The sequence below is a fragment of the Mycolicibacterium houstonense genome, from assembly GCF_900078665.2.
Lineage (GTDB): Bacteria > Actinomycetota > Actinomycetes > Mycobacteriales > Mycobacteriaceae > Mycobacterium > Mycobacterium houstonense.
In genome coordinates this window covers 3,889,673-3,913,846 of sequence record NZ_LT546207.1, presented here as the reverse complement: position 1 = coordinate 3,913,846, position 24,174 = coordinate 3,889,673, and the positions used below count along the sequence as shown (strand labels likewise).

24 protein-coding genes and 1 pseudogene are annotated in these 24,174 nt (G+C 66.5%); 6 read left to right on the top strand and 19 right to left on the bottom strand.

What is annotated here, in order from left to right; all coding sequences use genetic code 11:
- Nucleotides 1-8 precede the first annotated feature (8 nt).
- Genes BN4332_RS19505 through BN4332_RS19485 form a run of 5 tightly spaced genes read right to left on the bottom strand, consistent with a single transcriptional unit; the run spans nucleotide 9 to nucleotide 4,282 of the window.
- Nucleotides 9-272, bottom strand: coding sequence for a EutN/CcmL family microcompartment protein (locus BN4332_RS19505; protein ID WP_066900797.1), 264 nt, complete (start codon nucleotides 270-272; stop codon nucleotides 9-11).
- A gap of 25 nt (nucleotides 273-297) precedes the next feature.
- Complete coding sequence (locus tag BN4332_RS19500) at nucleotides 298-810, bottom strand: hypothetical protein (RefSeq protein WP_066900795.1); 513 nt, start codon at nucleotides 808-810, stop codon at nucleotides 298-300.
- Between the two features lie 31 nt (nucleotides 811-841).
- Nucleotides 842-1,447, bottom strand: coding sequence for a BMC domain-containing protein (locus tag BN4332_RS19495; RefSeq protein WP_066900793.1), 606 nt, complete (start codon nucleotides 1,445-1,447; stop codon nucleotides 842-844).
- Nucleotides 1,448-1,451: 4 nt separating this feature from the next.
- Complete coding sequence (locus BN4332_RS19490) at nucleotides 1,452-3,005, bottom strand: aldehyde dehydrogenase family protein (RefSeq protein ID WP_066900791.1); 1,554 nt, start codon at nucleotides 3,003-3,005, stop codon at nucleotides 1,452-1,454.
- A complete protein-coding gene (locus BN4332_RS19485; RefSeq protein ID WP_066900789.1) occupies nucleotides 3,002-4,282 on the bottom strand; it encodes a class-III pyridoxal-phosphate-dependent aminotransferase in 1,281 nt (426 codons plus the stop codon). Before BN4332_RS19485 ends, BN4332_RS19490 begins: the two co-directional genes overlap by 4 nt.
- Before the next feature lie 185 nt (nucleotides 4,283-4,467).
- Here BN4332_RS19485 and BN4332_RS19480 point away from each other — a divergent pair, with 185 nt between their 5' ends.
- Both BN4332_RS19480 and BN4332_RS19475 read left to right on the top strand, forming a co-directional pair.
- On the top strand, nucleotides 4,468-6,003 hold the full coding sequence (locus BN4332_RS19480; protein WP_066900787.1) for an APC family permease: 1,536 nt from the start codon (nucleotides 4,468-4,470) through the stop codon (nucleotides 6,001-6,003).
- 50 nt (nucleotides 6,004-6,053) lie between these two features.
- A complete protein-coding gene (locus tag BN4332_RS19475) occupies nucleotides 6,054-6,299 on the top strand; it encodes a hypothetical protein (protein ID WP_066900785.1) in 246 nt (81 codons plus the stop codon).
- On the opposite strand, the pseudogene BN4332_RS19470 reads toward BN4332_RS19475, so the two are convergent.
- Nucleotides 6,279-7,024: pseudogene (locus BN4332_RS19470) on the bottom strand (alpha/beta hydrolase fold domain-containing protein). The gene BN4332_RS19475 and the pseudogene BN4332_RS19470 overlap by 21 nt on opposite strands.
- Nucleotides 7,025-7,169: 145 nt before the next feature.
- Nucleotides 7,170-9,032, bottom strand: a complete 1,863-nt coding sequence (locus BN4332_RS19465; RefSeq protein WP_066900783.1) for an acyl-CoA dehydrogenase family protein — start codon at nucleotides 9,030-9,032, stop codon at nucleotides 7,170-7,172.
- 123 nt (nucleotides 9,033-9,155) lie between these two features.
- Between BN4332_RS19465 and BN4332_RS19460 the strand changes: the two genes are divergently transcribed.
- Nucleotides 9,156-10,379 (top strand): alpha/beta hydrolase, encoded by a 1,224-nt coding sequence (locus tag BN4332_RS19460; protein ID WP_066900781.1) that lies wholly within the window; start codon nucleotides 9,156-9,158, stop codon nucleotides 10,377-10,379.
- A gap of 27 nt (nucleotides 10,380-10,406) precedes the next feature.
- Entirely contained in the window at nucleotides 10,407-11,825 is a 1,419-nt protein-coding gene (locus BN4332_RS19455) for a WS/DGAT/MGAT family O-acyltransferase (RefSeq protein ID WP_066900778.1), read from the top strand.
- A 13-nt stretch (nucleotides 11,826-11,838) separates the two neighbouring features.
- Here BN4332_RS19455 and BN4332_RS19450 read toward each other — a convergent pair whose 3' ends face one another.
- The 11 genes from BN4332_RS19450 to BN4332_RS19400 all read right to left on the bottom strand — a co-directional run bounded on the left by BN4332_RS19450 (nucleotide 11,839) and on the right by BN4332_RS19400 (nucleotide 20,706).
- Nucleotides 11,839-12,420, bottom strand: coding sequence for a hypothetical protein (locus BN4332_RS19450; RefSeq protein ID WP_160110888.1), 582 nt, complete (start codon nucleotides 12,418-12,420; stop codon nucleotides 11,839-11,841).
- Nucleotides 12,417-12,905, bottom strand: a complete 489-nt coding sequence (locus tag BN4332_RS19445; RefSeq protein WP_066900774.1) for a maleylpyruvate isomerase N-terminal domain-containing protein — start codon at nucleotides 12,903-12,905, stop codon at nucleotides 12,417-12,419. The genes BN4332_RS19450 and BN4332_RS19445 overlap by 4 nt, the downstream gene beginning before the upstream one ends.
- 40 nt (nucleotides 12,906-12,945) lie before the next feature.
- Nucleotides 12,946-13,791, bottom strand: coding sequence for a TauD/TfdA dioxygenase family protein (locus BN4332_RS19440; RefSeq protein WP_066900772.1), 846 nt, complete (start codon nucleotides 13,789-13,791; stop codon nucleotides 12,946-12,948).
- A gap of 22 nt (nucleotides 13,792-13,813) precedes the next feature.
- Nucleotides 13,814-14,149 (bottom strand): hypothetical protein, encoded by a 336-nt coding sequence (locus BN4332_RS19435; RefSeq protein WP_066900770.1) that lies wholly within the window; start codon nucleotides 14,147-14,149, stop codon nucleotides 13,814-13,816.
- 2 nt (nucleotides 14,150-14,151) lie between these two features.
- Nucleotides 14,152-15,420, bottom strand: a complete 1,269-nt coding sequence (locus BN4332_RS19430; RefSeq protein WP_066900768.1) for an aromatic ring-hydroxylating oxygenase subunit alpha — start codon at nucleotides 15,418-15,420, stop codon at nucleotides 14,152-14,154.
- A gap of 55 nt (nucleotides 15,421-15,475) precedes the next feature.
- Nucleotides 15,476-16,222, bottom strand: a complete 747-nt coding sequence (locus tag BN4332_RS19425) for an SDR family NAD(P)-dependent oxidoreductase (RefSeq protein WP_066900767.1) — start codon at nucleotides 16,220-16,222, stop codon at nucleotides 15,476-15,478.
- Nucleotides 16,223-16,232: 10 nt separating this feature from the next.
- Entirely contained in the window at nucleotides 16,233-17,291 is a 1,059-nt protein-coding gene (locus BN4332_RS19420; RefSeq protein WP_066900766.1) for a ferredoxin--NADP reductase, read from the bottom strand.
- Between the two features lie 68 nt (nucleotides 17,292-17,359).
- Nucleotides 17,360-17,812, bottom strand: a complete 453-nt coding sequence (locus BN4332_RS19415) for a MarR family winged helix-turn-helix transcriptional regulator (protein WP_066900765.1) — start codon at nucleotides 17,810-17,812, stop codon at nucleotides 17,360-17,362.
- 32 nt (nucleotides 17,813-17,844) lie between these two features.
- A complete protein-coding gene (locus BN4332_RS19410) occupies nucleotides 17,845-19,110 on the bottom strand; it encodes a metal-dependent hydrolase family protein (RefSeq protein ID WP_066900764.1) in 1,266 nt (421 codons plus the stop codon).
- Nucleotides 19,107-19,436, bottom strand: a complete 330-nt coding sequence (locus BN4332_RS19405; RefSeq protein WP_066900762.1) for a hypothetical protein — start codon at nucleotides 19,434-19,436, stop codon at nucleotides 19,107-19,109. The genes BN4332_RS19410 and BN4332_RS19405 overlap by 4 nt, the downstream gene beginning before the upstream one ends.
- Before the next feature lie 4 nt (nucleotides 19,437-19,440).
- Nucleotides 19,441-20,706 (bottom strand): aromatic ring-hydroxylating oxygenase subunit alpha, encoded by a 1,266-nt coding sequence (locus BN4332_RS19400; protein WP_066900760.1) that lies wholly within the window; start codon nucleotides 20,704-20,706, stop codon nucleotides 19,441-19,443.
- A 141-nt stretch (nucleotides 20,707-20,847) separates the two neighbouring features.
- On the opposite strand from BN4332_RS19400, the gene BN4332_RS19395 reads away from it, so the two are divergent.
- Both BN4332_RS19395 and BN4332_RS19390 read left to right on the top strand, forming a co-directional pair.
- Complete coding sequence (locus BN4332_RS19395; RefSeq protein WP_066900758.1) at nucleotides 20,848-22,308, top strand: aldehyde dehydrogenase; 1,461 nt, start codon at nucleotides 20,848-20,850, stop codon at nucleotides 22,306-22,308.
- A 10-nt stretch (nucleotides 22,309-22,318) separates the two neighbouring features.
- A complete protein-coding gene (locus tag BN4332_RS19390) occupies nucleotides 22,319-23,461 on the top strand; it encodes an amidohydrolase family protein (protein WP_066900756.1) in 1,143 nt (380 codons plus the stop codon).
- Nucleotides 23,462-23,539: 78 nt separating this feature from the next.
- Here BN4332_RS19390 and BN4332_RS19385 read toward each other — a convergent pair whose 3' ends face one another.
- The gene (locus tag BN4332_RS19385; protein WP_066900755.1) at nucleotides 23,540-24,142 is read right to left on the bottom strand and encodes a TetR/AcrR family transcriptional regulator; all 603 of its coding nucleotides are present in this window, start codon (nucleotides 24,140-24,142) and stop codon (nucleotides 23,540-23,542) included.
- Nucleotides 24,143-24,174: the final 32 nt, after the last annotated feature.

Sequence of the window (24,174 nt, the reverse complement as noted above, 5' to 3'; positions counted from 1 at the left end):
GTTTCTCCTTATTTGTTGGGTTTGGTGTCTGATTTCGAGTCGATGGAACCGATGATGAGTGCGTCGACCGGCGGTGGTGTCCCGGTGAACCAGTTCGCCGCTACCGAGCCCTGGGCGATGAGAACGTGCTCACCGACGCCGGTGCCGAGTACGTCGAACGCGATCATGCGGGACTTGGTTCCGTCGATCTCGACCTCGAGGAACGCCCCTGCCGGGATGCCTTCGATACGCCGGGTCGACCACACGTTGCCGGTGACAGTCGCTGATATCATCTGCGCTCCTTCGTCGCTCGGGCCATCATCTGCGCTCCTTCTCAATCGTGATCCCCAGAGTCCGGGCCTTTTCCCGGGCCAGCGGGGTGAGCACCGCCTTGCGGCCGAGCACCAGCGTGCCGCCGGCCATATCGGCGATGTGCCGTTCGGTGACGGCACCGGATTCGATCCGGTGGACGGCACCGCCGCCGGCGGGCCTGGCCGCCCCGGCGAGCCGGAAACTCAACCGACCGGCCTTCAGATCGGCGCGCGTCTTCGGGCTTTCGAACAGCCGCAACAGCTTCCGGACGAAATTGTCGAGATCCCGGTCATTGCCCAGCTGCACGGTCTCGGTGCGGTTCTTGCCCTCCACCGCTCGCGGCCCGGTGGGCTCCAGTCCCATCTGATCGGCGATCGTGGCGGGTGCTGGTGGAGCCGGGGCCGGTGGTGGGGGGAGCGCCACCGGCCCCGGAGTCTTGGCTGCCGAAGACAATCCGGCGACCGCCTCGCGAACCACCTCGCGCACGAGCGCGCGCAGTTCGTCACGACTTACGTTCATGCGCGATCCGCCTCCGCTTCTCGCTGCCCATTCATGCAGTGGCCCTCGCCAGCGCATCCTGGGCGGCTTCGGCCGCGGTGCGGATGTCGGCCTCGGTACCCGACAGGTACACCCGGCCGGTGGCGCCGATCATCCGGAAGTCGATCACCTTGACGTCGGCGGCCTTCTCGGCCTCGTTGGTGGCCAGGATCGCGTAGGACGCGGGCTGCACCTCGAGGACGAACAGTGATTCACCCGGCAACACCATCGACCCGATCTTGTTGCGGTTGATCAGGAAGGCGTGCTGGTGATCGACGCTGGAGATGATCCGGGAGGCCAGCACCTGCGGCGCCTTCGCGCTGCCGGTGTCACCGCCGAGCTCATCGAGTGCGGCATCGGCCGCGGCCTTGACCGCGCCGGTTTCGCCGTGGAATTCCAGGTAGCCGAATTGGCGCTCTACCACCAGGATTCCGGCCTTGACCTCGGCATGCTTGAGCGCGACGTCGGTCACGCCCTCGATGTCCAGACCAGGCGCCACCTCGATGATCTGAGCGGCCATGTTCGCCCGGGGAAGAGCACCTTTGATCCAGGTGCCCAGATACGACATGGTCTGCGGTTGCAGCCGGTCGATGAAGATGAAGGAACGCAGTTCAGCCACGAATCTACCTCTTGATCAGTTGTGCGAGTTCTTCGGCGACCAGTGCGCGCAGTTCGGCGCGCAGTGCGTCCAGCCCCAGGTCGGTCGAGCGGGTCGGGTGCGACGAGCGCGGAACCGGCCTTGTCCCGGAGGGCATTCCGTTGCGGTCGTTGGAGGCGCGCGGATACTCCGGTACCGGTCCGGCCGGGGCGTGCCACGGGTTGATTCCGGCGAAGTTGCCCATCGGAACCCCGGCGTCGCTGTTGTAGGCGATGCGGGCCCAGTTGATCAGGTTCTGCGGCTGCAGGTTCTCACCGATCGAGCTGCGCCCGACGAACCCGGTGCCGATGGTCATCGACGGCGCCAGGTTGGTGTCCAGCCCGGAGCTGCCGGTCGAGTTGCCGACGTTGACCGACACCCGCAGCACCGGTACCTGGGCCGCGAAATCGGTGATCACCGAAGGGTTCTCGCTGTGGATGGCGGCCGAGTGGCCGGCGCCGCCGATCCGCACCACCGCCCGGGCGGCCCGGATACCGCGCGCGGCGTCGGCCGCCGTGGTCATCCCCAGCACCGGCGACAGCTTCTCGTGGGCCAACATCTCCTCGGCGATCACGTCATCGAACGGCGCGATCAGCACCTTGGTCTTCGGGGTGACCCGCAGACCGGCCTGCCCGGCGATCCAGGCCGCGTCGCGGCCGACGACGTCGGTATTGAGGTGCCCTTCGGTGAACATGTAGGCCCGCAGCCGCCGGGCTCCGTCCTCATCGAGGATGTGGGCGCCGGCGCGGGTCAGTGCACCGCGGAGCTTGTCGGCGATCGCTTCCTCGGCGATCAGCACCGATTCGTTGGTGCACAGCACCGAGTTGTCGAACGCCTTGCTGTTCACGATGTGCTTGGCCGCGGCTGTGATGTCGGCGCTGGCGTCCACGAACACCGGCACGTTGCCGGGCCCGACCCCGAGTGCGGGGTTGCCGGACGAGTAGGCCGCGCGTACCACTCCGGTGCCGCCGGTGGCCACGATCACGTCGGTGCGCTCGTCGCCCATCAGGGCCTGCACCAAGGGGATCGACGGTTCCTCGACCACCTGCACGATGCCGTCGGGTGCCCCCGCGGCGACTGCCGCCTCGGCCAGTACCCGGGCGGCATCGGCGGAGCACCGCTTGGCCCGCGGGTGCGGTGCGATGACGACGGCGTTGCGGGTCATCAGTGCCAGGATGGTCTTGAAGTACACGGTGGCAACGGGATTGGTCGTCGGCGTCAATGCCAGGACCACGCCGGCGGGACGGGGCAACTCGACGATCTTGCGGGCCTCGTCGAGCCGCGGGGATACAAAATCTTCCCCGCGGTAGTAGTCGACGATGCCGCGCGAGCAGGCCCGGTTCTTGGTCACCTTGTCGGCGGCCACCCCCATCCCGGTCTCGACGACGGCCTCGGTGGCGAACCGTTCGGCCTCGGCGTAGCCGGCCTCGGCGACCGCATCGACGATGGTGCTCACCGCCGCCGCGTCGTAATCGGCGTATGCGGCCGCGGCCCAACGGGCCCGCTCCAGCATGTGGCCGGCCTGTGCGGTACTGGTCATGACGCTTTACGTCCTCTCACGACGGTCTCGGCCCTGGCCACCGCAACGGCGAGGCGGTCCAGAACGTCCTCGCAGAGTTCGCGCGAGAGCAACAGACCTGGTTTGAACTGCAGGACACGGGGATCCAGGGTCGAGAAGATCGCCCACACTCCGTTCTCATAGAGCTCGCGCATCACGAACTTGGCGCCTTCGGGGTGATCGAACTCCAGGCCGATCACCACGCCGTTCTGCCGGATGCCGACGAACCAGTCCGGATGGTCGGCCTGGATGCTGCGCAGCCCGTGATCGAAGAGGTCGGCGATGTAGTGCACCATCGAGCGCACCTCGGGCCGGGTGGAGATCTCCAGCGTCTTCAGCGCGGCCACGCAACCGAGCTCGGCACCGCCGAAGGTGGAGATGTGGCCGAAGCCGTCCTCATCGAGCCACTGTGCGGCCCGGTCGCTGAGCAGCGCCGCGGTGATCGGGTACATGCCGCCGGACAAGCCCTTGCCGGTCACCAGGATGTCGGGCTCGATGCCGTGCTTGGTGATGCACCACAGCTCACCCGTGCGCATCAGACCGGTCTGCACCTCATCGGCGATGTAGAGCGTGCCGTGCTTCTCGGTGAGGGCCTTGACCGCCTCGAGGTAACCCGGTGCGGGAAGCGGGAATCCGTAGGTGGCCGGAATGGTCTCCATGATGACCGCGGCGACATCGCCGGGGGCCAGCACGCGTTCCATCGCCTCGATGTCGTTGAACGGCACCTGCAGGAACTCGTCGGGCTGATCGGCCAGGAAGAACTTGGCGAACCGGTCGTCGCCGGTGGCCACGGCCAGGCCGGTGTGGCCGTGGTAGGCCTTGACGATCGAGACGATCTTGCGTCGCTTGGTGGCGTGGCGGGCGCTCTTGAGCGCGATGTCGATTGCCTCGCCGCCTCCGGACCCGTAAGCGACCTTCTTGATCGACGCCGGCGCGGTCTCGACCAGTCGCTGCGCCAGGGCGGTTCGGGCCACCGACGGGAAGTGGTGGTTGCCGACGTCGAAGTGCGTCATGCCCTCCGTAATCGCCTGCATCACTTCGGGATTGCGGTGACCCAGGTTGTAGGTCCCGCCGTTGAGATGCAGGTCGATCAGGCGGCGGCCGCCCATGTCCCACAGGAAATATCCCTCGCGGCGGTCGATCACCAGATCGACGCCGGTATCAGTCCAGAACTGTGTCTTGTCTGGATTCCAGAACGTCTTCGCCCGTTCCAGCACTTCGGCTTTGGAATCGAACGTGAACGTGCCGTAGTCGTACATGCGGCTCCCTTGACTAGCTACCCGGTAGCTGTGACTGGCCTCACCGTAAACGGTTGCAACCATTTGTGTCAATGGTTCAGGGAAATGCTTGCCAACGGCTTTTGGTAGTGCCAATATACGTAGGTCCCAACTGTGGCCCAGGCCACAAGGGGTATTCCACTGTTACCTGGAAGGTATCCCGCTCTATGACCGATCAAGTTGTCGCAGCGAGCGAAAACGCAGCTCAAGACGTCCAACGGCTGAAACGCAACGCCGTAGGGACTGTCGGCGTCATCTTCATGGCGGTAGCTACCGCCGCCCCCATCACCGCAATGGTCGGCAACGTCCCGATCGCTGTCGGATTCGGAAATGGTTCACACGCGCCGGCCGGCTACATCGTCGCGACCGTCGTCCTCGGCCTGTTCGCGGTCGGCTACGCGACCATGGCCAAGCACATCACCACCACCGGCGCCTTCTACGGTTACATCTCCCACGGGCTCGGCCGCATCGTGGGCATGGCCAGCGGCGGGTTGATCACCATGGCCTACGTGGTGTTCGAGGCCTCCCTGATCGGCATCTTCTCGTTCTTCTTCCAGAACTTCATGCAATCCGAGCTGGGCATCCATATCCACTGGATCATCCCGGCGCTGCTGATGCTGGCCACCAACGCGGTGCTGACGTACTTCGACGTCAACCTGACCGCCAAGGTGCTCGGGGTGTTCCTGGTCACCGAGATCGTGATGCTGGCCCTCGGCGCGGTGGCGGTGCTGTTCAAGGGCGGCGGCCCGCAGGGATTCGCCGTGGCCGAGACCATCAACCCGCTGGGCGCGTTCTCACCTGCCGCCGGAATCGCCGGTGCCAGCGCCGGTTTGGGTCTGTTCTTCGCGTTCTGGTCGTGGGTCGGATTCGAGTCGACCGCCATGTACGGTGAGGAGTCGCGTAACCCGAAGAAGATCATTCCCCGGGCCACGATGCTCAGCGTCGTCGGAGTCGGCGTGTTCTACGTGTTCGTGTCCTGGATGGCCATCGCCGGCACCGGCCCGCAGCACGCCGTCGAGCTCGCGCAGGACTCCGCGACGTCCTCGGAGATCTTCTTCGGCCCGGTGCGCAACACCTACGGCGAGTGGGCCATCACGGTCTTCAACGTCCTGCTGGTCACCGGGTCGTTCGCGTGCGGCATGGCGTTCCACAACTGCGCCTCGCGCTACCTGTACGCGCTCGGGCGTGAAGGTCTGTCCACCAGCCTGCAGAAGACCCTCGGCGCAACGCATCCCACGCACGGTTCGCCCTACATCGCGTCCTTCGTCCAGAGCGGCATCGCCCTGGTGATCATCCTGGCCTTCCTGTTCGCCGGGATGGACCCGTACGTGCACATGTACACCCTGCTGGCCATCCTCGGCACCATGGCGATCCTGATCGTGCAGTCGTTGTGTGCCTTCTCGGTGATCAGCTACTTCCACATCCGCAAGAACCATCCGGTGTCCAAGCATTGGTTCAAGACACTGGTCGCACCGGGTCTCGGCGGTATCGGCATGCTCTACGTGGTGTACCTGCTGTGGGAGCACAAGGACACGGCCGCCGGTACGGCATCGGGCACCTTGCTGTTCAAGCTGACCCCGTGGATCGTGGTGGGCATCTTCGTCCTCGGTGCGGGCATGGCGACCTACTTCAAGCTGCGCGATCCGCGCCGCTACGAGTTGATCGGCCGGATTGTATTCGAGGACAACGTTGTTCGAGACTGAACGGTCCGAGACCGGCATGTTCCGCGACTGAGTCACGGACCAGACGGTAAATGGACACCTTCGAACGTCTCCTGCTGAAGTTCGTCCTCGCGTGGGCCCCTTACGGTGGTCCACGCGAGGACGACGTCTGGCTCGAGTTCGGTATGACGACCGACCAGCTGTGCCTGCGCTTCGCCCGGACCGTCCAGCAGCTGGTACCGCGGGCCAGCACCCTGTCGGTTGCCGACCGCTGCCTGCTGGAACGAGCCTGCGTGTATCTGCGTCATCGACGCGAACTAGCCGAACGCCGCCCGTAGATAGGCGGTCTGGCTGGCCATGAAGGCCTGCGCCACCGGGGTTTTCGCCGCGATCTGATCGAACCCGTGGAACGCTCCGTGCACCTGCTCGACCTGGCAGTCGACCCCGGCCGCGCGCAACCGCTCGGCGTAGGCCAGGTCCTCGTCGTGGAACAGGTCCAGGGTGCCCACCCCGATCCAGGCCGGCGGCAGCCCGGCCAGATCCTCGCGCCGGCCCGGCACGGCCACGGCCGGATCGGCATTGCCGAGATAGGCCGACCAGCCGAACCGGTTGCTGCCCTGGGTCCACAGCCGATGCCCCGGGTTCTCCAGCTCCGCACCGACCGAGCGGTCATCGAGCATCGGGTACACCAGGATCTGCGCGGCCAGCGGAATCTCCCCGCGATCCCGGGCCAGCAGGGCCAGCGCAGCGGCCAGNGCTCCTTGGCGAACCGCCGGCACAGGGCATCGTCCTGTGCCGGGCTGCCCAGCACGTAGCCGCCGCCGTGGATCCACAGCAGCGCAGGCGTCGGCTCCGTGACCCCCTTCGGGCGAAACAGCCGGACACCCACTCCCGAACTCAGGGTCAACACCTCGACGTCCTTGGGCGTCTGCCGGTTCTGCAGGGCGGTCAGCCGCTGCAGCAACGGCAGCGAACGCCTGGTCACCAGCTGGCGCGGGATGAAGCGGGCGATGCGTTCGAGGTCGGGGTGGAACGCGGGCCTGATGTCTGTGCTTGAGGTCACAATTACCGTTCTACCGGGCGCTCTCGGCGCCGTGTCAAGCAGGCCCTCCGTCCTCCAGGCGCGCCGTTTTCCACGCCAGGGCCGCGCATCGCGTGTGGCAGCGACCCGCAGGTAGAAACCGGCGAGCCAGCAGCGGCAGTGGGCCCTACTTCAGCAGCGGGTCGCGGGGCAGGCCCAGGATGCGTTCGGCGATGGTGTTGCGGGTGATCTCCGACGTCCCGCCGGCGATCGTCATGGCTCGGTTGCCGAGGTAGGCCCGGGTGAGCTTCGGAGTCTGTCCGGTCACCCCGGCCGAGCCGACCAGGTCCATGCCGAGTTCTGTCAGCTGCTGGGAATGCTCGGCCACCAGCAGCTTGGTGACGTTGCCCTCCGATCCGGGCTCGGTGCCGGCGATGGCCCGGCTGACCCGGCGCAGGTTCAGCAACCGGAGCGTGTGGCCGATCGCGATCACCTCGCCGGCCCGGCGCACGTACCGGGCGCCGTCGGGAGCCGCGTCGATCAGGGCCACCAGCTCGTCGGCGTCGAATCCGGTCGGCGCCGCCGAGCCGCCGCCGATCGAGATGCGTTCGTTGCCCAGCGTGGCCCGAGCCACGAGCCAGCCCATGTTCACGTCGCCGACCACATCGGCATCGGGAACGAACACGTCGTCGAAGAACACCTCGTTGAAGTGAGCGTCACCGGTCAGCCCCCGCAGCGGGTTCACCGTCACCCCAGGGGCTTTCATGTCGATCGCCATCATGGTCACGCCGGCGTGCTTGGGCGCGTCGGGGTCGGTACGCACGGTGGCCAGGCCCCACTGGCAGTGCTGGGCCAGGCTGGTCCAGACCTTCTGTCCGCTGACCCGCCAGCCGCCGTCGACCTTCTTGGCCGCGGTACGCACTGCTGCCGCATCCGAACCGGCGCCCGGCTCGGAGAACAGCTGGCACCACATCACCTGTCCCCGCAGCACGGGTTCGACCCACCGCTCGCGCTGGTCGTCGGTGCCGGCCTGGGCGATGGTCAGGGTCACCCAGCCGGTGATGCCCATGTCGGCACGCTCGATGTCGGCGAATTCTTCCTCGATCACCAACTGCTCCAACACATTCGCCGCACGGCCCCAGGGCTTGGGCCAGTGCGGTACGAGATAGCCGGAGTCCACCAGGTAGTCACGACGCCGGTCCTCGGGCAGCGCCTTGACCGCCGATGCCGCGGCCTGCGCGTCCTGCCGGTACTGCTCGGCCTCCTCCGGAAGTGCGAAGGACGCCCCGCGCGCCTGCCCGCTGCGTTGCGCGTCGACGACGTCAACCAGGGGATCGGCGCCGTCACCGAGTACCGCGGCCAGCGTCCGGGCGCGGCGCAGGTAGAGGTGTGCGTCGTGCTCCCAGGTGAAGGCGATGCCGCCGTGGAGTTGAACGTTGTTCTGCGCGCAGAAGATCTGCGCCCGGATGGCATGGGCAGCGGCCACCGCTGCCGCGAACCAGGCCCCGTCGAGATTGTCGGCGCGGGCGGCGTCCCATACCGCGGCGGTGGTCTGTTCGGCGTCGACGAGCATGTTGGCCGCGTGGTGCTTGACGGCCTGGAACGTGCCGATGGTGCGGCCGAACTGCTCGCGCACCTTCGCGTACTCGACGGCCATGTCCAGAGCCGCCCAGGCGACGCCGACGGCCTCGGCCGAGCCGAGGATGCGGAACACTGTGCGGGCCGCGCGCGCCGCGCCGCGCAGGATCCGGCTCTCGTCGACGGCCACCGCGCGCAGGTCCACCGCACCGATGCTNAGTTCGCGGCCCGCCACCTCGGCCACCACGGCCAGCTCGGGCAGACCGAACCCGGAGCCGCCGTACTCCTCGGCGACGGCGAGGCCGTTCCAGCCGAGTTCGGCACCGGCCGACCAGATCTCGTCGGGGTAATGGCCGGGTTCCTCGAGTGTGGCCCGGGCGGCTGCGCGGCTGCCGAGTCGGTTCAGCTGTCCGAAGGCCGAGTCGGCGAGATCCTGGTGCTCTTCGGTGATGGCCAGCGCAGACGTAGTCATGCTTAGCGAAGCTAACGGGGTGCCGCCCGCACGTCGACGTGATCCAGGTCACATTTCGACGGCAAGTGGACAAGTCGGCGAAGTTGTCGCCTGAGTCAATAGGTTGCGCGGTACGCTCGCGCAATGACGGCACGACCGGATTACCGGTACCCCGCACCGACGCTCGCCGATCGGGCGCGATGGTTGCTGAAGGCCACGCCAGCTGACCATATGCTGGCGCTGAGCGTGGCATCGGCTTCGCTGCCCGTGGTGGGTAAGCACCTGGAACCGTTCGGTGCCATGGCCGCGATGGGGGTCTGGGGTTTCCGTCACCTCCCCGAGTTCGTGACAGCCTCGGCGAAGTCTTGGCTGGCCCCGGGTAACGGCGAACTTCGCAAGGCCGAGCGCGAGCAGACCAACGCGGTGGCGCAAGAGGGACTGCGCGGTGTCGTGCCCGCCGTCGACCTGGCCATCGACTGGCCGGCCCCCGACAACATGCCGCCGTTGTGGCACACCGCCGAGTACCGGCGCGACGTTTACCGGACCTCGGTGCGCTATGGCGACGACCCGGCCCAGCTGCTCGATGTGTGGCGGCCCAAGCACCTGCCCACCGAACCCGCACCGGTGCTGCTGTTCGTGCCCGGGGGCGCCTGGGTGCACGGCGGCCGGATCCTGCAGGGCTACGCGCTGTTGTCGCATCTGGCCCGGCAGGGCTGGGTGTGTCTGTCGATCGACTATCGGGTGGCCCCGCACCACCGCTGGCCGCGTCACATCACCGACGTCAAGGCGGCGATCGCCTGGGCGCGCGCCAACGTCGACAAGTTCGGCGGTGACCGCAACTTCGTCGCCATCGCGGGCTGCTCGGCCGGTGGCCACCTCGCGGCGCTGGCCGGGCTGACCCCGAATCATCCTGACCTGCAAGGTGATCTGCCGGACAATGCGGATACCAGCGTCGACGCCGTGGTCGGTATCTATGGCCGCTATGACTGGGAGGACCGTTCCACCGAGGAGCGGGTCCGATTCGTCGATTTCCTGGAACGAGTCGTGGTGGGCCGCAAGATCGACCGTCATCCCGAGATCTACCGGCAGGCCTCGCCGATCGCCCAGATCCACCCCGACGCGCCACCGTTCCTGGTCATCCACGGAACCGGCGACAGTGTCATCCCGGTGGCGCAGGCCCGCAGTTTCGTCGACCGGCTCAAGGCGGTGTCCCGATCGGTTGTCGGCTACATTGAACTGCCGGGGGCCGGGCACGCCTTCGACATGACCGACGGTGCCCGGACGGGGGCCATGGCCACCGCAATTGGCTTGTTCCTCAACCAAATTCATCGAAACAGGGCGATTGACCGGGATAAAGCGGTTATATAGACGCCTCCACACCTGGGGAGGGACACCGTGAAACGGTTGAGTGGGTGGGACGCGTTCCTGCTGTATACAGAGACGCCCAACGTGCACATGCACACGTTGAAGATCGCGGTCATCGCGCTCGACGACCTGGGGGACCGGACGTTCGGCATCGACGAGTTTCGTGAGGTGATCCGCGGGCGGCTGCACAAGCTCGAACCGTTCTGCTACCAGCTCGTCGACATCCCGTTCAAGTTCCACCACCCGATGTGGCGGGAGAACTGCGACGTCGACCTCGAATACCACGTCCGGCCGTGGCGGGTGCGGGCGCCGGGCGGCCGCCGCGAACTCGACGAGGCCATCGGCGAGATCGGCAGCACCCAGCTGGACCGCACCCGGCCGCTGTGGGAGATGTATTTCGTCGAGGGCCTGGCCAACGGGCGCATCGCCGTGGTCGGCAAGATCCACCACGCGCTCGCCGACGGGATCGCCTCGGCGAACCTGCTGGCCAGGGGAATGGATCTGCAGGACGGGCCGCAGCGTGACGACGATTCGTACGCCGCCGATCCCGCGCCCAGCAATTCCGAGTTGGTGCGTTCGGCGTTTGCCGATCACATGCGTCAGCTCGGCCGCTTGCCGGGAACGTTCCGCTACACCGCGCAGGGCTTCGGTCGGGTGCGACGCAGCCACCGCAAGCTGTCCCCGGAACTGACCCGGCCGTTCACGCCGCCGCCCAGTTTCATGAACCACATCCTCGACGAGAAGCGGCTGTTCGCGACCGCGACGCTGGCGTTGGCCGACGTCAAGGAGACCAGCAAGAAGCTCGGGGTCACGATCAACGACCTGGTGCTGGCCATGTCGTCGGGGGCGCTGCGCAAGCTGTCCCTGAAGTACGACGGCAAGGCCGACCATCCGCTGCTGGCCTCGGTGCCCATGAGCTTCGACTTCTCGCCGGATCGGATCTCGGGCAACCGGTTCAGCGGTGTGCTGGTGGCGCTGCCGGTCGACGTCGCCGACACCGCGGAGCGGGTCCAGCGGGCGCACGACGCCGCGGCCCTGGCCAAGGAGAGCCATCAGCTGATCGGTCCGGAACTGATCGCTCGCTGGGCCGCCTACATGCCACCGGCCCCGGTCGAGGCGGCGTTCAAATGGTTGGCCAACAAGGACGGCCAGAACAAGGTGCTCAACCTCAACATCTCGAACGTGCCGGGCCCGCGGGAACGCGGCAAGGTCGGCGGAGCCACCGTCACCGAGATCTACTCGGTCGGACCCATCACCACCGGCAGCGGGCTCAACATCACGGTGTGGAGCTACGTCGACCAGCTGAACATCTCGGTGCTCTCCGACGATGCCACGGTCGATGACCCGCACGAGGTCACCGACGGCATGGTCGAGGAGTTCCGCGAAATCCGGCGGGTGGCAGGGCTTTCCGAAAAGTTGACCGTGGTCGAGTCCGCGATGCCGCAGTAGTGTCTGGCGGCGGTCAGGCGACCACCGCCAGTAGCGCCGCCGCCGCTTCGGCCAGTTGACGGTCACCGCTCAGTTCGGCGCGTTCCCGTCCTTGCTCCACGGTGATTCCACGGCTGGCCAGACGCCACAACGTGTCCTGGTCCATGCGCACGGTGGCAACCGGATCGTGCTTCGATTCAGCAGTCAGATCCCATTGCGCGCCATCGGAAATCACCGCCCATCGCCCGCCGGCGGGACCGGTGACCTCGACTTCGACCGCCGTACCGGACGGCCGCGGCAGATCGCGCAACGCGACCGGCACGGCATGCAGGAACGTGATCAGAACGGGATTGAGCAGGCGGGGGTCGTCGGCGCCCGCCTGCGACACCCCGTCGCGGATCTGCTGCTGATGCACCCAGAACTCGGTGTAGTCGCGCGCGACGTCGAGCCAGGCCGGGCTCGTCTGGGAGCCGGCCCACGAAACATTCAGATGCGCGGCACCGTCCATAGCGATGTCTGCCCAGACGGCGTCCAGTTGCGGTCCCAGATGGGCCAGCAGGTCGATCATCATCTCTGGGCTGCATTGGCGCATCGCGCGGACGAACTCGCCGTTCACGNGGCGCCCGCCTGCGACACCGCGTCGCGGATCTGCTGCTGATGCACCCAGAACTCGGTGTAGTCGCGCGCGACGTCGAGCCAGGCCGGGCTCGTCTGGGAGCCGGCCCACGAAACATTCAGATGCGCGGCACCGTCCATAGCGATGTCTGCCCAGACGGCGTCCAGTTGCGGTCCCAGATGGGCCAGCAGGTCGATCATCATCTCTGGGCTGCATTGGCGCATCGCGCGGACGAACTCGCCGTTCACGCGAGCCAGGTAGGCCGGCAGCGTCTCGTCGTCGGCGAATGACGCACCAGCGTATCCGTCGCGGCTGCCCGACAGGCGACGCATGTAGTCGTTGAGGATGTGCGCCACGATGTCCTGCACGGCCCAGCCCGGACACACCGTCGGCCTGGCCCAGTCCGCCGGCTGCAGCGTCTCCAGCAGGCTGAGCAGTGCATGCCGTTCCACCGGAAACAGTTGTCGGACATCGAGGCGGATCATGACGCCACGCTAGTGGGCATGCCACGACGGGCGCTCCTGATTATTGGATCGGTTCGTCACCGAGCACGGTGGTGCGCAGCATGTGCCGCGGTGAGTTGGGCTCGTAGGGCGCCGCGCGGTGCAGCACCCCCTGGTTGTCCCAGATGACGGTGTCGCCGACGGACCACTTGTGGCGGTACACCTTGTCCGGCGTGGTGGCGTGGGCGAGGAGTTCGGTGAGCAGGGCACGCCCCTCGTCGCGATCCATCCCGACGATGTAGTCCGCAGAAGCGCCGAGTACCAGTGACTTTCGCCCGTTGCGGTGCGTCCACACCAGCGGGTTCTCGTGGGTCGGGCGGGCCGCCCACCGCTGGCGCTGTTCGGGTGTCGGGTCGGGGTAGACGCGCCGCTGCGACGCCTCGAGGGAGTGCACCACCCGCAGGGCGCCATAGTGCTCCTTCTCGGCCTCGGTGAGCGAGTCGTACGCCGCGTACACGTTGGCGAACTCGGTTTCCCCGCCGCGGGCGGCGACCTCGACCGCCGACAGCACCGTCGCCTTCTGCGGGCATTCGTCATGCATCGGAGTGCAGCCGTCGATGTGCCAGTCGAAGGTCGCCTTGAGGTATTCGGCGGCCTTGTTCTTTGTCTGGTCGAGGGTGATCGGGTAGATCCCCGAGACGGGATGATGACCGTCGGCGGAGCGGTCGACCTCGCCGAGACGTTGGCAGAAGGCCACTTGCGCCGCGGGATTCAGATGCAGGCCGTGGAAGACCAATACGCCGTTGTCCTCCAGCGCGTCCAGCACGGCGGCCGCGAGGCCGTCGTCGGTGCCGAGGCGTTCGGGGTCGATGCCGACAACCTCGGCCCCGACGGACGCGGTCAGCTTGTTGATGGTCAACACACTCATCGGCGTGTCCTTTCGATGGTGGTCACGGCCGTGGTTCTCCGGTGCGGATCATGACGGCGTCGGCGGAGTCGGTCGGGGCCGGTTGATGCATGATCTCCACCGACATCGCCACCATGATCAGCGAATAGATCAGGTGCAGGAGGTTGAGCGCGTCGTCGGGGACATCGTCGAGCGGGAACTTGTCGCAGTATTCGATCGCCTCTTCGAGGCGGGGAAAGAAGGCGTCGTAGAACTCGTGCATCTCGGGCATGGTGCTGGCAAGGCGTCGCTCCCAGCGTTCGGTCTCCGTTGGCAGACACCAAGTTTCGGCGTAGGGCTCCAGTTCGGCGAAGGCGCTGGGCAACCGGGCGGAAGCCATGGTCACGCTCCGGCCGGGGTGAGTTCGTGTTGATAGGTCTCGACCCAGTCGACCGCCATCTTGTGCAGATGACGCACCAGGATCTCCTGGTCGTTGAGCGGGTAGTCGTCGATGACGTCGTACTCGAGGGCGGCCTGGGTGCCGCCGAGCATCCCGGCGTCTTGTAGCGCGAATTCCTTGAGGACCACTGCGGCCACCTCGTGCTCGATGCGCTCGCGGACGGTGCGGGCCGGGTGGAAATAGGTGAATGCCTCGTACCGGTGGGTGTTGTGTGAGGTCGGCCAGTAGCGGTACAGCAGGTACCAGCCGCCGTAGATCAGGATCTCCAGGTTGGGGAAGATCTGGAAGTTGGTGATTCCCCATGGCTCGATGTTGCCGGGGTTGAGTCCGTGCATCGGCAGTTCGCCGATGTCCGGTGTCCGCCACGGGCCCACCAGGCCGCTCTGGGTGGCCCGCTCGATCGGGTACATGTACTCGGGCGCCAGCAGCCAGCGCCGGGTGCCTGCGGTCGAGACCAGCCGGTGCGGACCGTCGAGCTGAAAGTGCCCACAGGTGAAGCCCGCGTTGGGATCCCGGACCTCCGGCGGCACCTGCTGGGTGTGCAGGGACGGCACGTGGTAGTACTCCTGGAAGGCGTCGGCGAAGATCTTCCAGTTGCTGTTGTTGTGTGCCACCCAGTCGTAGCGCTCGGTGAGCTTGTCGAACGGGTAGTCGTCGAGCGCGGTGATCATCGGGCCGAGGAACTCGCGCAGGCTCTGACGCGGTTCCCGGTCGAAGTTCACGAAGACGAATCCGGCCCACACGTCGCAGTGCACGGGGATCAGGCCGTAGTCGGCGGTGTCGAGCCCGGCGAAGCGGTCCGCATCGGGCAGAAAGCGCAGCGTGCCGTCGAGGCCGTATCGCCACCCGCAGTGGGCGCACTCGAGTTCGTGTCCGGTACTGCGTAACTCGGTGGCACGGAAGTCCGCCGGTACCACGGTGTGGCCGCGTCGCCGGCACAGGTTGTGGTAGGCGCGGACGGTGCCGTCGTGGGCCTTCACCAGCAGCAGCGACGCGCCGGCGGCCTCGACCTGGCGGGTGATGTAGCTGCCTGCCTCGGGCGTCTCCTCGACCCGGCTGACGTTGAGCCACGCCCGCTTGAAGATCGTCTCGCGCTCCAGGGCGTAGAACTCGGGAGAGATCGAGTCCCGGAACGGGATCGGCCCGGTACCCAGATCGGGATAGTGCTGGGTCCAGGATCCCTCAGCCGGCTTGGGCCACTTGGTTGCCATCTGAACCTCCTTGTGACTGGTGCGTTTCGGGACTGCTCGGGCGGCTTCGGCGCCGCTACATCACTGCGCCGCCGTTGACCCCGATGGTTTGGCCGGTGATGAAGCCGGCCTCCTCGGAGCACAGGAACCCCACGGCGGCAGCGATATCGGCTCCGGTGCCGAGCCGGCCGAGCGGGATGTTGGCGGCGATGGTCTCGTTGGACGGCAGGTAGCCGGCGGCTTGCGACTGGTGTTGCATCGGCGTCTCGATGCCCGACGGCGGGATGTTGTTGACGGTGATGCCGTGCGCGGCGTACTCACGGGCCAGCGATTTCGTCAGGGTCAACAGTGCGCCCTTGGACGCGGCGTAGTGGGCCGCGAACGGGGTGCCGCGTTGGGCGCTCGACGACGAGATCATCACGATGCGCCCCCAACCGGCCTCGACCATGTCGGGAAGGGCCACCTGAGCGCAGCGGAAGGTCCCGGTGAGATTGACCTCGAGCATCTGCGTCCAGGCCTGTTCGGTGATCTCGGCGAACGACGCGTATCCGAACATGCCGGCGCTGGTGACCAGGATGCCGACCGGTCCGAGCTCACTACGGATCTTCGCGAAGGCCTCCTCGACCGCGGTGCGGTCGGTGATGTCGGCCCCGACGGCGACGGCCGTGACGCCGGCCGACCGCAGGTCGTCGGTGACACGTTGCGCGGCATCGGCATTCACGTCGAGCACGGCGACCTTGTGGCCGCACCGGCCCAACTCGTGGCAGGTCGCCTCACCCATGCCCGACGCTCCGCCGGTCACCACGGCCACCCGGTTTCTCATGTCAGTACCTTCACTCATAGACCACTCGCACGGTGCGGCTGGTGGGCAGCGCCTGACAGGTCACCACCCAGCCCTCGGCGATCTCGTCATCGTCGAGGGCGTCGTTGTTGAGCATGCGTGCGCTGCCCTGCACCACCTGCGCCATACATGTTCCGCACGAACCGGTTTCGCATGACGACGGCGCCTTCAGGCCGGCCAGCCGCGCGGTCTGCAGCAGGGTGTTACCGGCGCGGTAGGGTGCGGTGACGGTGCTGCGGCCGAGCTCGATGGTCACCTCTTCGGTGACGGCGGCTTCGGACGGATCCGGAGCGGGAATCGCGGCGACGGTGAAGCGCTCAAGGTGTAGCTGTTGTCCGGGGATCCCGGCACCGAGCAGGGCGCGTTCGACGGTGTCCATGAACGGCGCGGGGCCGCAGATGTAATAGTCGGCGTGTGTGGTGCCGTCGCCGAGGAAGTCCGTGATGTGCTGCGGCGTGACGACACCGGCCCGGTCGTCGAGATGGTGGTGCAGCTGGAAGCGGCCGCCGTGGCTGTCGGCGAGGTCGGCCAGCGCATTGCCGAAAATCACCGATTCGGGATCGCGGTTGGCATAGAACAGCCGGGCCCGGCGGTCGGTGGTGGCCAGCGCCGACCGCACCAGGGAGTACACCGGCGTGATCCCGCTGCCGCCGGCGAAGGTGACGATGTCGCGGTCGGCGGCGGTGAGAACGAAGCGCCCCTCGGGGGATGCGGTGTGCAGGACGTCGCCGACGCGCACGGTGTCGTTGATCCAGTTGGAGACCAGACCGTCCCGATCGCGCTTGACGGTGATCCGCAGATCGGCCTCGACGGCGGGAGACGAGGACATCGAGTAACAACGGCGATGCTCGGTGCCATTGATCGGTACCAGGATCGTGACGAACTGACCGGCCAGGTAACGGAATTGGTCCCTCGCCGGTGCGGGGATGTCGAGAACGAGCGACACCGCGTCGGCGGTTTCCGGCACCACCTGTTTGACGCGCAAGGGGGTGAATCCGTCGGCATCGGTCAGCTCGCCGGATTCGTATAGCGGTGTCATCGACGTCTCCATTGAGATCGACAATATCAAGTACTTGTCATTAATCTCAAGAGGTTGATACACCAGAGATGAGTTCGGTGCTACGGGTCGATGTGATCCGAGTGCGGTGTGTGTCCGGTGCCCTGTTCGATCACCCGGCGCAGGAGGGTCTTCAGCTGCTCCTGCTCCTCGTCGGTGAGTACACCGAACACCCGATCGTGGGCGGCGACCGCGTCGGCCACCACGGCAGAGGCCACCGCCCGGCCCTCATCGGTCAGGAACACCTGCAGGATGCGCCCGTGCTGCGGGTCTTGTTTGCGTTCGACCAGGCCCCGCTTCTCCAACGCGGTGAGCGCGAGCTGCACGCCCTGCGGGGTGATCAGCAGACGGCGAGCCAACTCGGCCCCGGAGAGCCCGGGTTGATTGGCGAGCTGACGGAGCACGCCGATCTGGGCGGTGCTCACCCCGTGCTCCTTGACCGACTCGTTGACCTCGGTGAGCGAGAAGTAGAACGCCTGCTTGAGCCACCAGAGGGTGTTCTCAGTGAGGTCCATACCCGTCTCCTGCCGCGTGCATCAACTCGACGCTAGCGCACGGGGTTCCTGTAGATCACGCCGTCCTTCATCACGAACCGGACATCGAGCGTCGTCGCGATGTCCACCGTCGGATCACCGGCAACGGCGATGACGTCGGCCAGGTATCCCGGCGCCAGCTGTCCCAGTTCGTCGGCGGCATCGACCAGGTCCGCGGCCACCACCGTCGCGGCCTGCAGGGCCTGCATCGGCGTCATGCCGCGGTCGACCAGTGCGCACAACTCCTTGGCGTTCTCGCCGTGCGGGATCGCCGGGGCGTCGGTGCCGCACGCGATGCGAACACCGGCCGCAATCGCCTTGGGCAGCATGGATTTCGCCCTCGGAAACACGTCGAGCGCCTTCTTGCGCAGTTCCGGTGCGATCCGGTCGATGGCCATCGCGTCGGTCAGGTACGTGGTGGACACCAGGAAGGTGTCGTGGTCGACCATCATCTGGATGGTCTCGTCGCTGGCCAGGAAGCCGTGTTCGATGCAGTCGATGCCGGCCCGGATGCAGGCCTGGATGGCGGTGTCCCCGACGGCGTGGGCGGCGACCTTGACGCCCGCGCGGTGGGCCTCGTCGGCGATGGCGGCGAATTCGGCATCGGAGTACTGCTGGGCGCCCGGGGCGGTGCTGTGCGACATCACCCCGCCGGAGGCGGACACCTTGATGAGTTTGGCGCCGTGTCGGATCTGGTAACGGACGCAGGCGATCACATCCGGGACCCCGTTGGCGATGCCCTCGGCGACCGACAGCGGCATGATGCCCGGGGCCAGCCGCTGGAACACCGTGGGATCGAGGTGCCCGCCGTACGGCGTGACGGCGTGGCCGGCCGGATAAATGCGTGGTCCTTGATGCCAGCCCTGGTCGATGGCCCGCTGCAGCGCCACGTCGAGCAGATAGCCGCCGGTCTTGACCATCAGGCCCAGATTGCGCACGGTGGTGAACCCGGCGTCGAGCGTGGTGCGCGCGTTGACGGCGCCGCGCAGCGTCCGGTAGGCCGGATCGTCCTGCACGCCGTGCATCGGGGTGGGCAGTCCGCCGGGATTGCCCGGCCCGCCGATCAGCAGGTTCAGCTCCATGTCCATCAGCCCGGGCAACAGGGTGACATCACCGAGGTCGACGACGGTGGCCGAATCCGGTAGCGGCTCTTCGGGATTGACGGCAGTGATCCGGTTGCCCTCGATGACCACGACGGCCGGGGACCGCACCTGGCCACCGGTCACGTCCACCCAGCGGGCGGCGCGCAGGACTGTCGTACCGGTTGCGGCCTGGGTCACGGCACCGGCTCGGCGACGCAGTCCAGCGAGGTGGCACCGGAATCCGGTACTCGGGGCTGCTTCCAGCACTCCACCGGGAACGACACCGTCACCATGGAGTACAGCAGGTGCATCAGGTTGAGCACGTCCTCGGGCAAGGCGTCGAGGCTGAACTTGTCGCAGAAGCTGATCGCTTCCTCGGCCCGCGGGGTGATCGAGTCGTAGAACGCCTGCATCTCGGCCATGGTGGAACCGAGGCGCTTGGCGTAGCGCTGCGGTTCGCTGGGCAGGCACCAGTCCGAGAACGGTTCGAGGTCGGCGAATTCAGCCGGAAGTCGGGTGGTCATCGGGTCACACTCCTGCGGTCTTGCGCTGGTAGTCCTCGATCCATGCGGCGGTCTCCTTGTGCAGGTGACGCAGCAGGATCTCCTGGTCGCAGAGCAGGAACTCGTCGACCACCCGGGTCTCGATCGAGCTCTGCGTGGCCTCCAGGGTGTTGGCGTCCTGCAGGCCGTACTCCTTGAACGACACCGCGGCCAGCTCCTGGGCCAACCGCTCCCGCGGTGTGCGCGGCTGCGGGAAATACAGCGTGCATTCGAAGGTGTGCGTGTTGTACGACGTCGGCCAGTAGTGATACGTCAGATACCAGCCCTGACCCCAGAACAACATGACGAAGTTGGGGAACAACTGGAATGAGTCCAAGCCCCACGGGTCGCACTTGGCCGGGTTCAACCCGCCCGGCATGGGGCCCAGGTCCGGCTTGTCCCACGGGCCGAAAAGCCCGCTCTGGCAGATGTCTTCGATGGGTTTGCGCATCTCGTCGGCCATCTCCCAGGCCCGCACGCCGGAGGTGCTGACCAGGCGGTGGGGACCCTCCAGTCGGTAGTGCGGCGCTTCGAAGCCGGCTTCCGCGGCGGCCTTCGAATAGGCGGTTGGGGATTGGTTCGCGTGCAGGATCGGGGCGTGGTAGAACTCCTGGAACGCGTCCATGTAGAGCTTCCAATTCGCCTTCACCTCAGAGCGATACGTGAATCGCGAGGTCATCTTGTCGAACGGATAGCCCTCCAGGCCGGTGATCATCGGGCCCAGGAATTCGCGTAGGGATTGCTCGGGTGTCTTGGCGAAGTTGACGAAGATGAACCCCTCCCACACCTCGCAGTGCACGGGCACCAGGCCGTAACGGCTCTTGTCGAGGTCGAAGAATTCGCCTTCCTGCTGGACGAAGGTCAGCTCGCCATCCAGGTCGTAACGCCAGGCGTGGTACTTGCAGGTGAACTGCCGGCACACCCCGCTGGTCTCCTCCAGCGGCATGTCATCCCACACCAGCTTGTTGCCACGGTGGCGACAGACATTGTGGAAGGCCTTGATCTCCCCGGATTTGGCGCGCACCACGATGATCGAGGTGTTGGCTGCCTTCATCTCCCGGGTGAAGTAGCTGCCTTTGCGTGAAAGTTGTTCGACACGACCGATGTTCAGCCAGGCACGTTTGAAGATCGCCTTGCGTTCCAGCTCGTAGATCTCCGGGCTGATCGAGTCTTCATAGGACACCGGGCCGGTGCCCAGTTCGGGATAGTGCTGAGTCCAGCTGCCTTCAGCCGGCTTGGGAAACCGAGCCATGCCCGCTCCTCTGTGATGTGTTTCGACCGACGTGCCGGCCCGTGGCTGTTGGCGCCGGCGGCTCACGCTCGACGGTAGACGGCAGTTCCGCCAATAACAAGTAGTTGATACTCTGGCGGGGACTGAGGCGGAAGGATCCGAATGGATCAGCATCTTGGGGAGTACCTCGGAATCGAGGCCGACTGGTCGCCCACCGGCGACCCCGCGGAGACGATCGAGGTCGTCTCGCCGCACACCGAACAGCCCATCGCGCGCGTGGTGGCCAGCCGGCCGGCCGATGTGGACGCCGCGATCACGGCCGCCCGCACGGCCGTCGACCAGGGGCCGTGGCCCCGGCTCGGCCCGGCCGAGCGCATCGCGGTGGTGCGACGGCTCGCGGAGATCTACGGTCGGCGACGCGGTGAGATGGCGCAGCTGATCTCGGCCGAGATCGGCGCACCGATCAGCTTCGCCCAACGCGCGCAGGTCGGGCTGCCGGCGATGCTGATGTCCGCGTTCTGCGACCTGGCCGAGGCCTATCCGTGGCAGGAGAGGCGCGGCGGTTTCTTCGGATCCGACGTGCACCTCCGCAAAGAGCCCGTCGGTGTGGTCGCGGCCGTCGTGCCGTGGAACATGCCGCAGTTCCTGATCGTCACCAAGCTGATCCCGGCACTGCTGGCCGGCTGTGCGGTAGTACTGAAGCCTGCGCCCGAATCCCCTTTGGACGCATTGCTTCTAGCTGAGATGCTCAAGGAGGTCGGCCTGCCGGACGGGGTCGTCACCGTGGTGCCGGGCGACGCAACGGTGGGCGCCCACCTGGTGGGGCATCCCGGGGTCGACAAGGTCTCGTTCACCGGCTCCAGCGCCGCCGGCCGGGCGGTGGCCGCGGCGGCCGCGGCCAACCTGACCAAGGTGAGCCTCGAGCTGGGCGGCAAATCCGCGGCCATCGTCCTCGACGATGCCGACCCAGACACCGTCGCCGCCGGAATTCGGGCGGCCAGCCTGTCCAACAGCGGCCAGATCTGCAATGCGCTGACCCGGATCGTGGTCCCGGCCCGCCGCGAGCATGAGTTCGTCGACGCCCTGGCCGCCCGGATGAGTGCGCTGAAAGTGGGTGATCCCGCCGATCCGGCCACTGACCTGGGGCCACTCGTGTCGCAACGGCAACAGCAGCGGGTGCGCGACTACATCGACTTGGGCCAACAAGAGGGCGCCCGGCTGATCTGCGGTGGCGCCGACCTGCCCGACGGCATCGACGCCGGCTGGTACGTCCGACCCACCCTGTTCGCCGGGGCCGACAACGCGATGCGCATCGCCCGCGAGGAGATCTTCGGGCCGGTGCTCACCGTGATCGGGTACCGGGACGAGGACGAGGCCGTCGCGATCGCCAACGACTCCGCATACGGCCTGGCAGGGTCGGTGTGGACGGCCGATACCGACCGCGGCGTCCGCATCGCCGAGCGTGTACAAACCGGAACTTTCGGGGTAAACCAGGGGTACACAATGGATCCGTTCGCACCGTTCGGCGGCATCAAGGACAGCGGATACGGCCGGGAACTCGGCCGCGAAGGCCTTGAGGGCTATCTCGAGACCAAGTCCATCGCCGTCGCAACCACACGTTGAGGGGACGAACATGACCGTCACGGCATCGCCGAGGATTCCGGCCAAAGAGCGTATCGCCGTGCGATGCGTCGACTCCGACGTGCACCCTGTGCCGCGCCGCGGTGTGCTGGTGGAGTACATCCCCGAGCCGTGGCGCAGCCGGTATTTCGGAACCCACGACGTCGGGGAGCTGATCTATTACGACGCGCCGGACTACGCGCACGCCTATGCCATGCGCACCGACACCTTCCCCGACGACGGCGAGTTCGCCGGCAGCGATCCGGATCTGGCTTTCCGGCAACTGATCATGGAGGCCGGCGCGGATATCGCGATCCTCGAACCCGCGGCGTACTCCGCCCATATCCCCGAGGCCAACCACGCGATGAACTGCGCGCTCAACGACTGGCAGGCCAATCACTGGCTGGACAGTCACAACAACTGGCATGAGCGCTGGCGCGGATCCATCTGCCTGGCCGTCGAAGCACCGGAGCTTGGGGCACAGGAGATCGAGCGGTGGGCCGGCCACCCGTACATGGCGCAGATCCTGATCAAGGCCGAGCCGCGGCCGTCGTGGGGCGATCCGAAGTATGACCCGATCTGGGCGGCGGCCACCAAGCACGACATCACCGTGAGCTGCCATCTGTCCCGCGGGGAATACGACGAGCTCCCGCTTCCGCCGGTCGGATTACCGAGCTACAACCACGACTTCATGGTCACCTACTCGCTGTTGGCGGCCAATCAGGTGATGAGCCTGATCTTCGACGGGGTTTTCGATCGGTTCCCGACGCTGCGCATCGTGTTTGTCGAGCACGCGTTCACCTGGATCCTGCCGTTGATGTGGCGCATGGACGCCATCTACCAGGCCCGCAAGAGCTGGATGGACATCAAGCGCAAGCCCAGCGAATACGTCAAGGACCACATCAAGTTCACCACCCAGCCGCTGGACTACCCCGAGGACAAGACCGAGCTGTCCCGGGCCTTCGAGTGGATGGAATGCGAGAAGATCCTGCTGTTCTCCAGCGATTACCCGCACTGGACCTTCGACGACCCGCGCTGGCTGGTCAAGCACCTGCCCGAGCACGCCCGCGAGAACGTGATGTTCCGCAACGGGATTGCCACCTACAAGCTCCCCGACACCGTCCCGGTGCTGGAAGGCCAGGTGCGGGTCTTCTGAACAAACTCCGCCGAGACCACGGTTTTTCGTGCATTTCCCGGCGAATTACGTCAAGAACCGTAGTGTCGGCGGATCGAGTCAGGGCAGCTTGATCGCTGACACGTACATGTCGACGATCGGCCGATAAAGGTCGACGTCATCGAGTTCGCTGCCCAGTACCACCGAATCGCTGGTGGCGATGAGCACCTGGGCGAATGTCTTCGGTGGGATCAGCAGTGTGCCGCCTAGTCTTTCGATGCCTTCGACGATGAACTTCGCCAGCGCGTCGACCACCTCTGACCGCTTGGCCGCGACGCGGTCCCGCGATTCAGGGTTTCTCCTGAGATAGAGGGTGAACTCGTGGCCCAGGGCGGCGTGCTCGGCGCCGCGGTCCTGGCTCAATTCGCGCCAGCGCTTGGCGATCTCGTCGCGTTCCCGTACCCCGACCTGCTTGGCGCTGGCCATCACCTCGGCGAAATTGTCGAAGTAGCGCCGCCAATAGCGGTCGCTCACGGCCAGGAACAGGTCCTCCTTGGTGGCGAAGTGTTTGTAGATGGCGCCCTTCGTATAACCGGCGGCTCGCGCGATGTCATCGAGAGTGGCTGGTGCGAACCCCTTTTCGGCGAACACCTCCTCGGCGGCGTCGAGCAGCACGGAGCGAGTGTGCTCGAGTCTGCGTTCCCGGGTCCAGCGCTCCGCCATGGCAAAAGTCTGCCACAGAATCTCAGTGACCT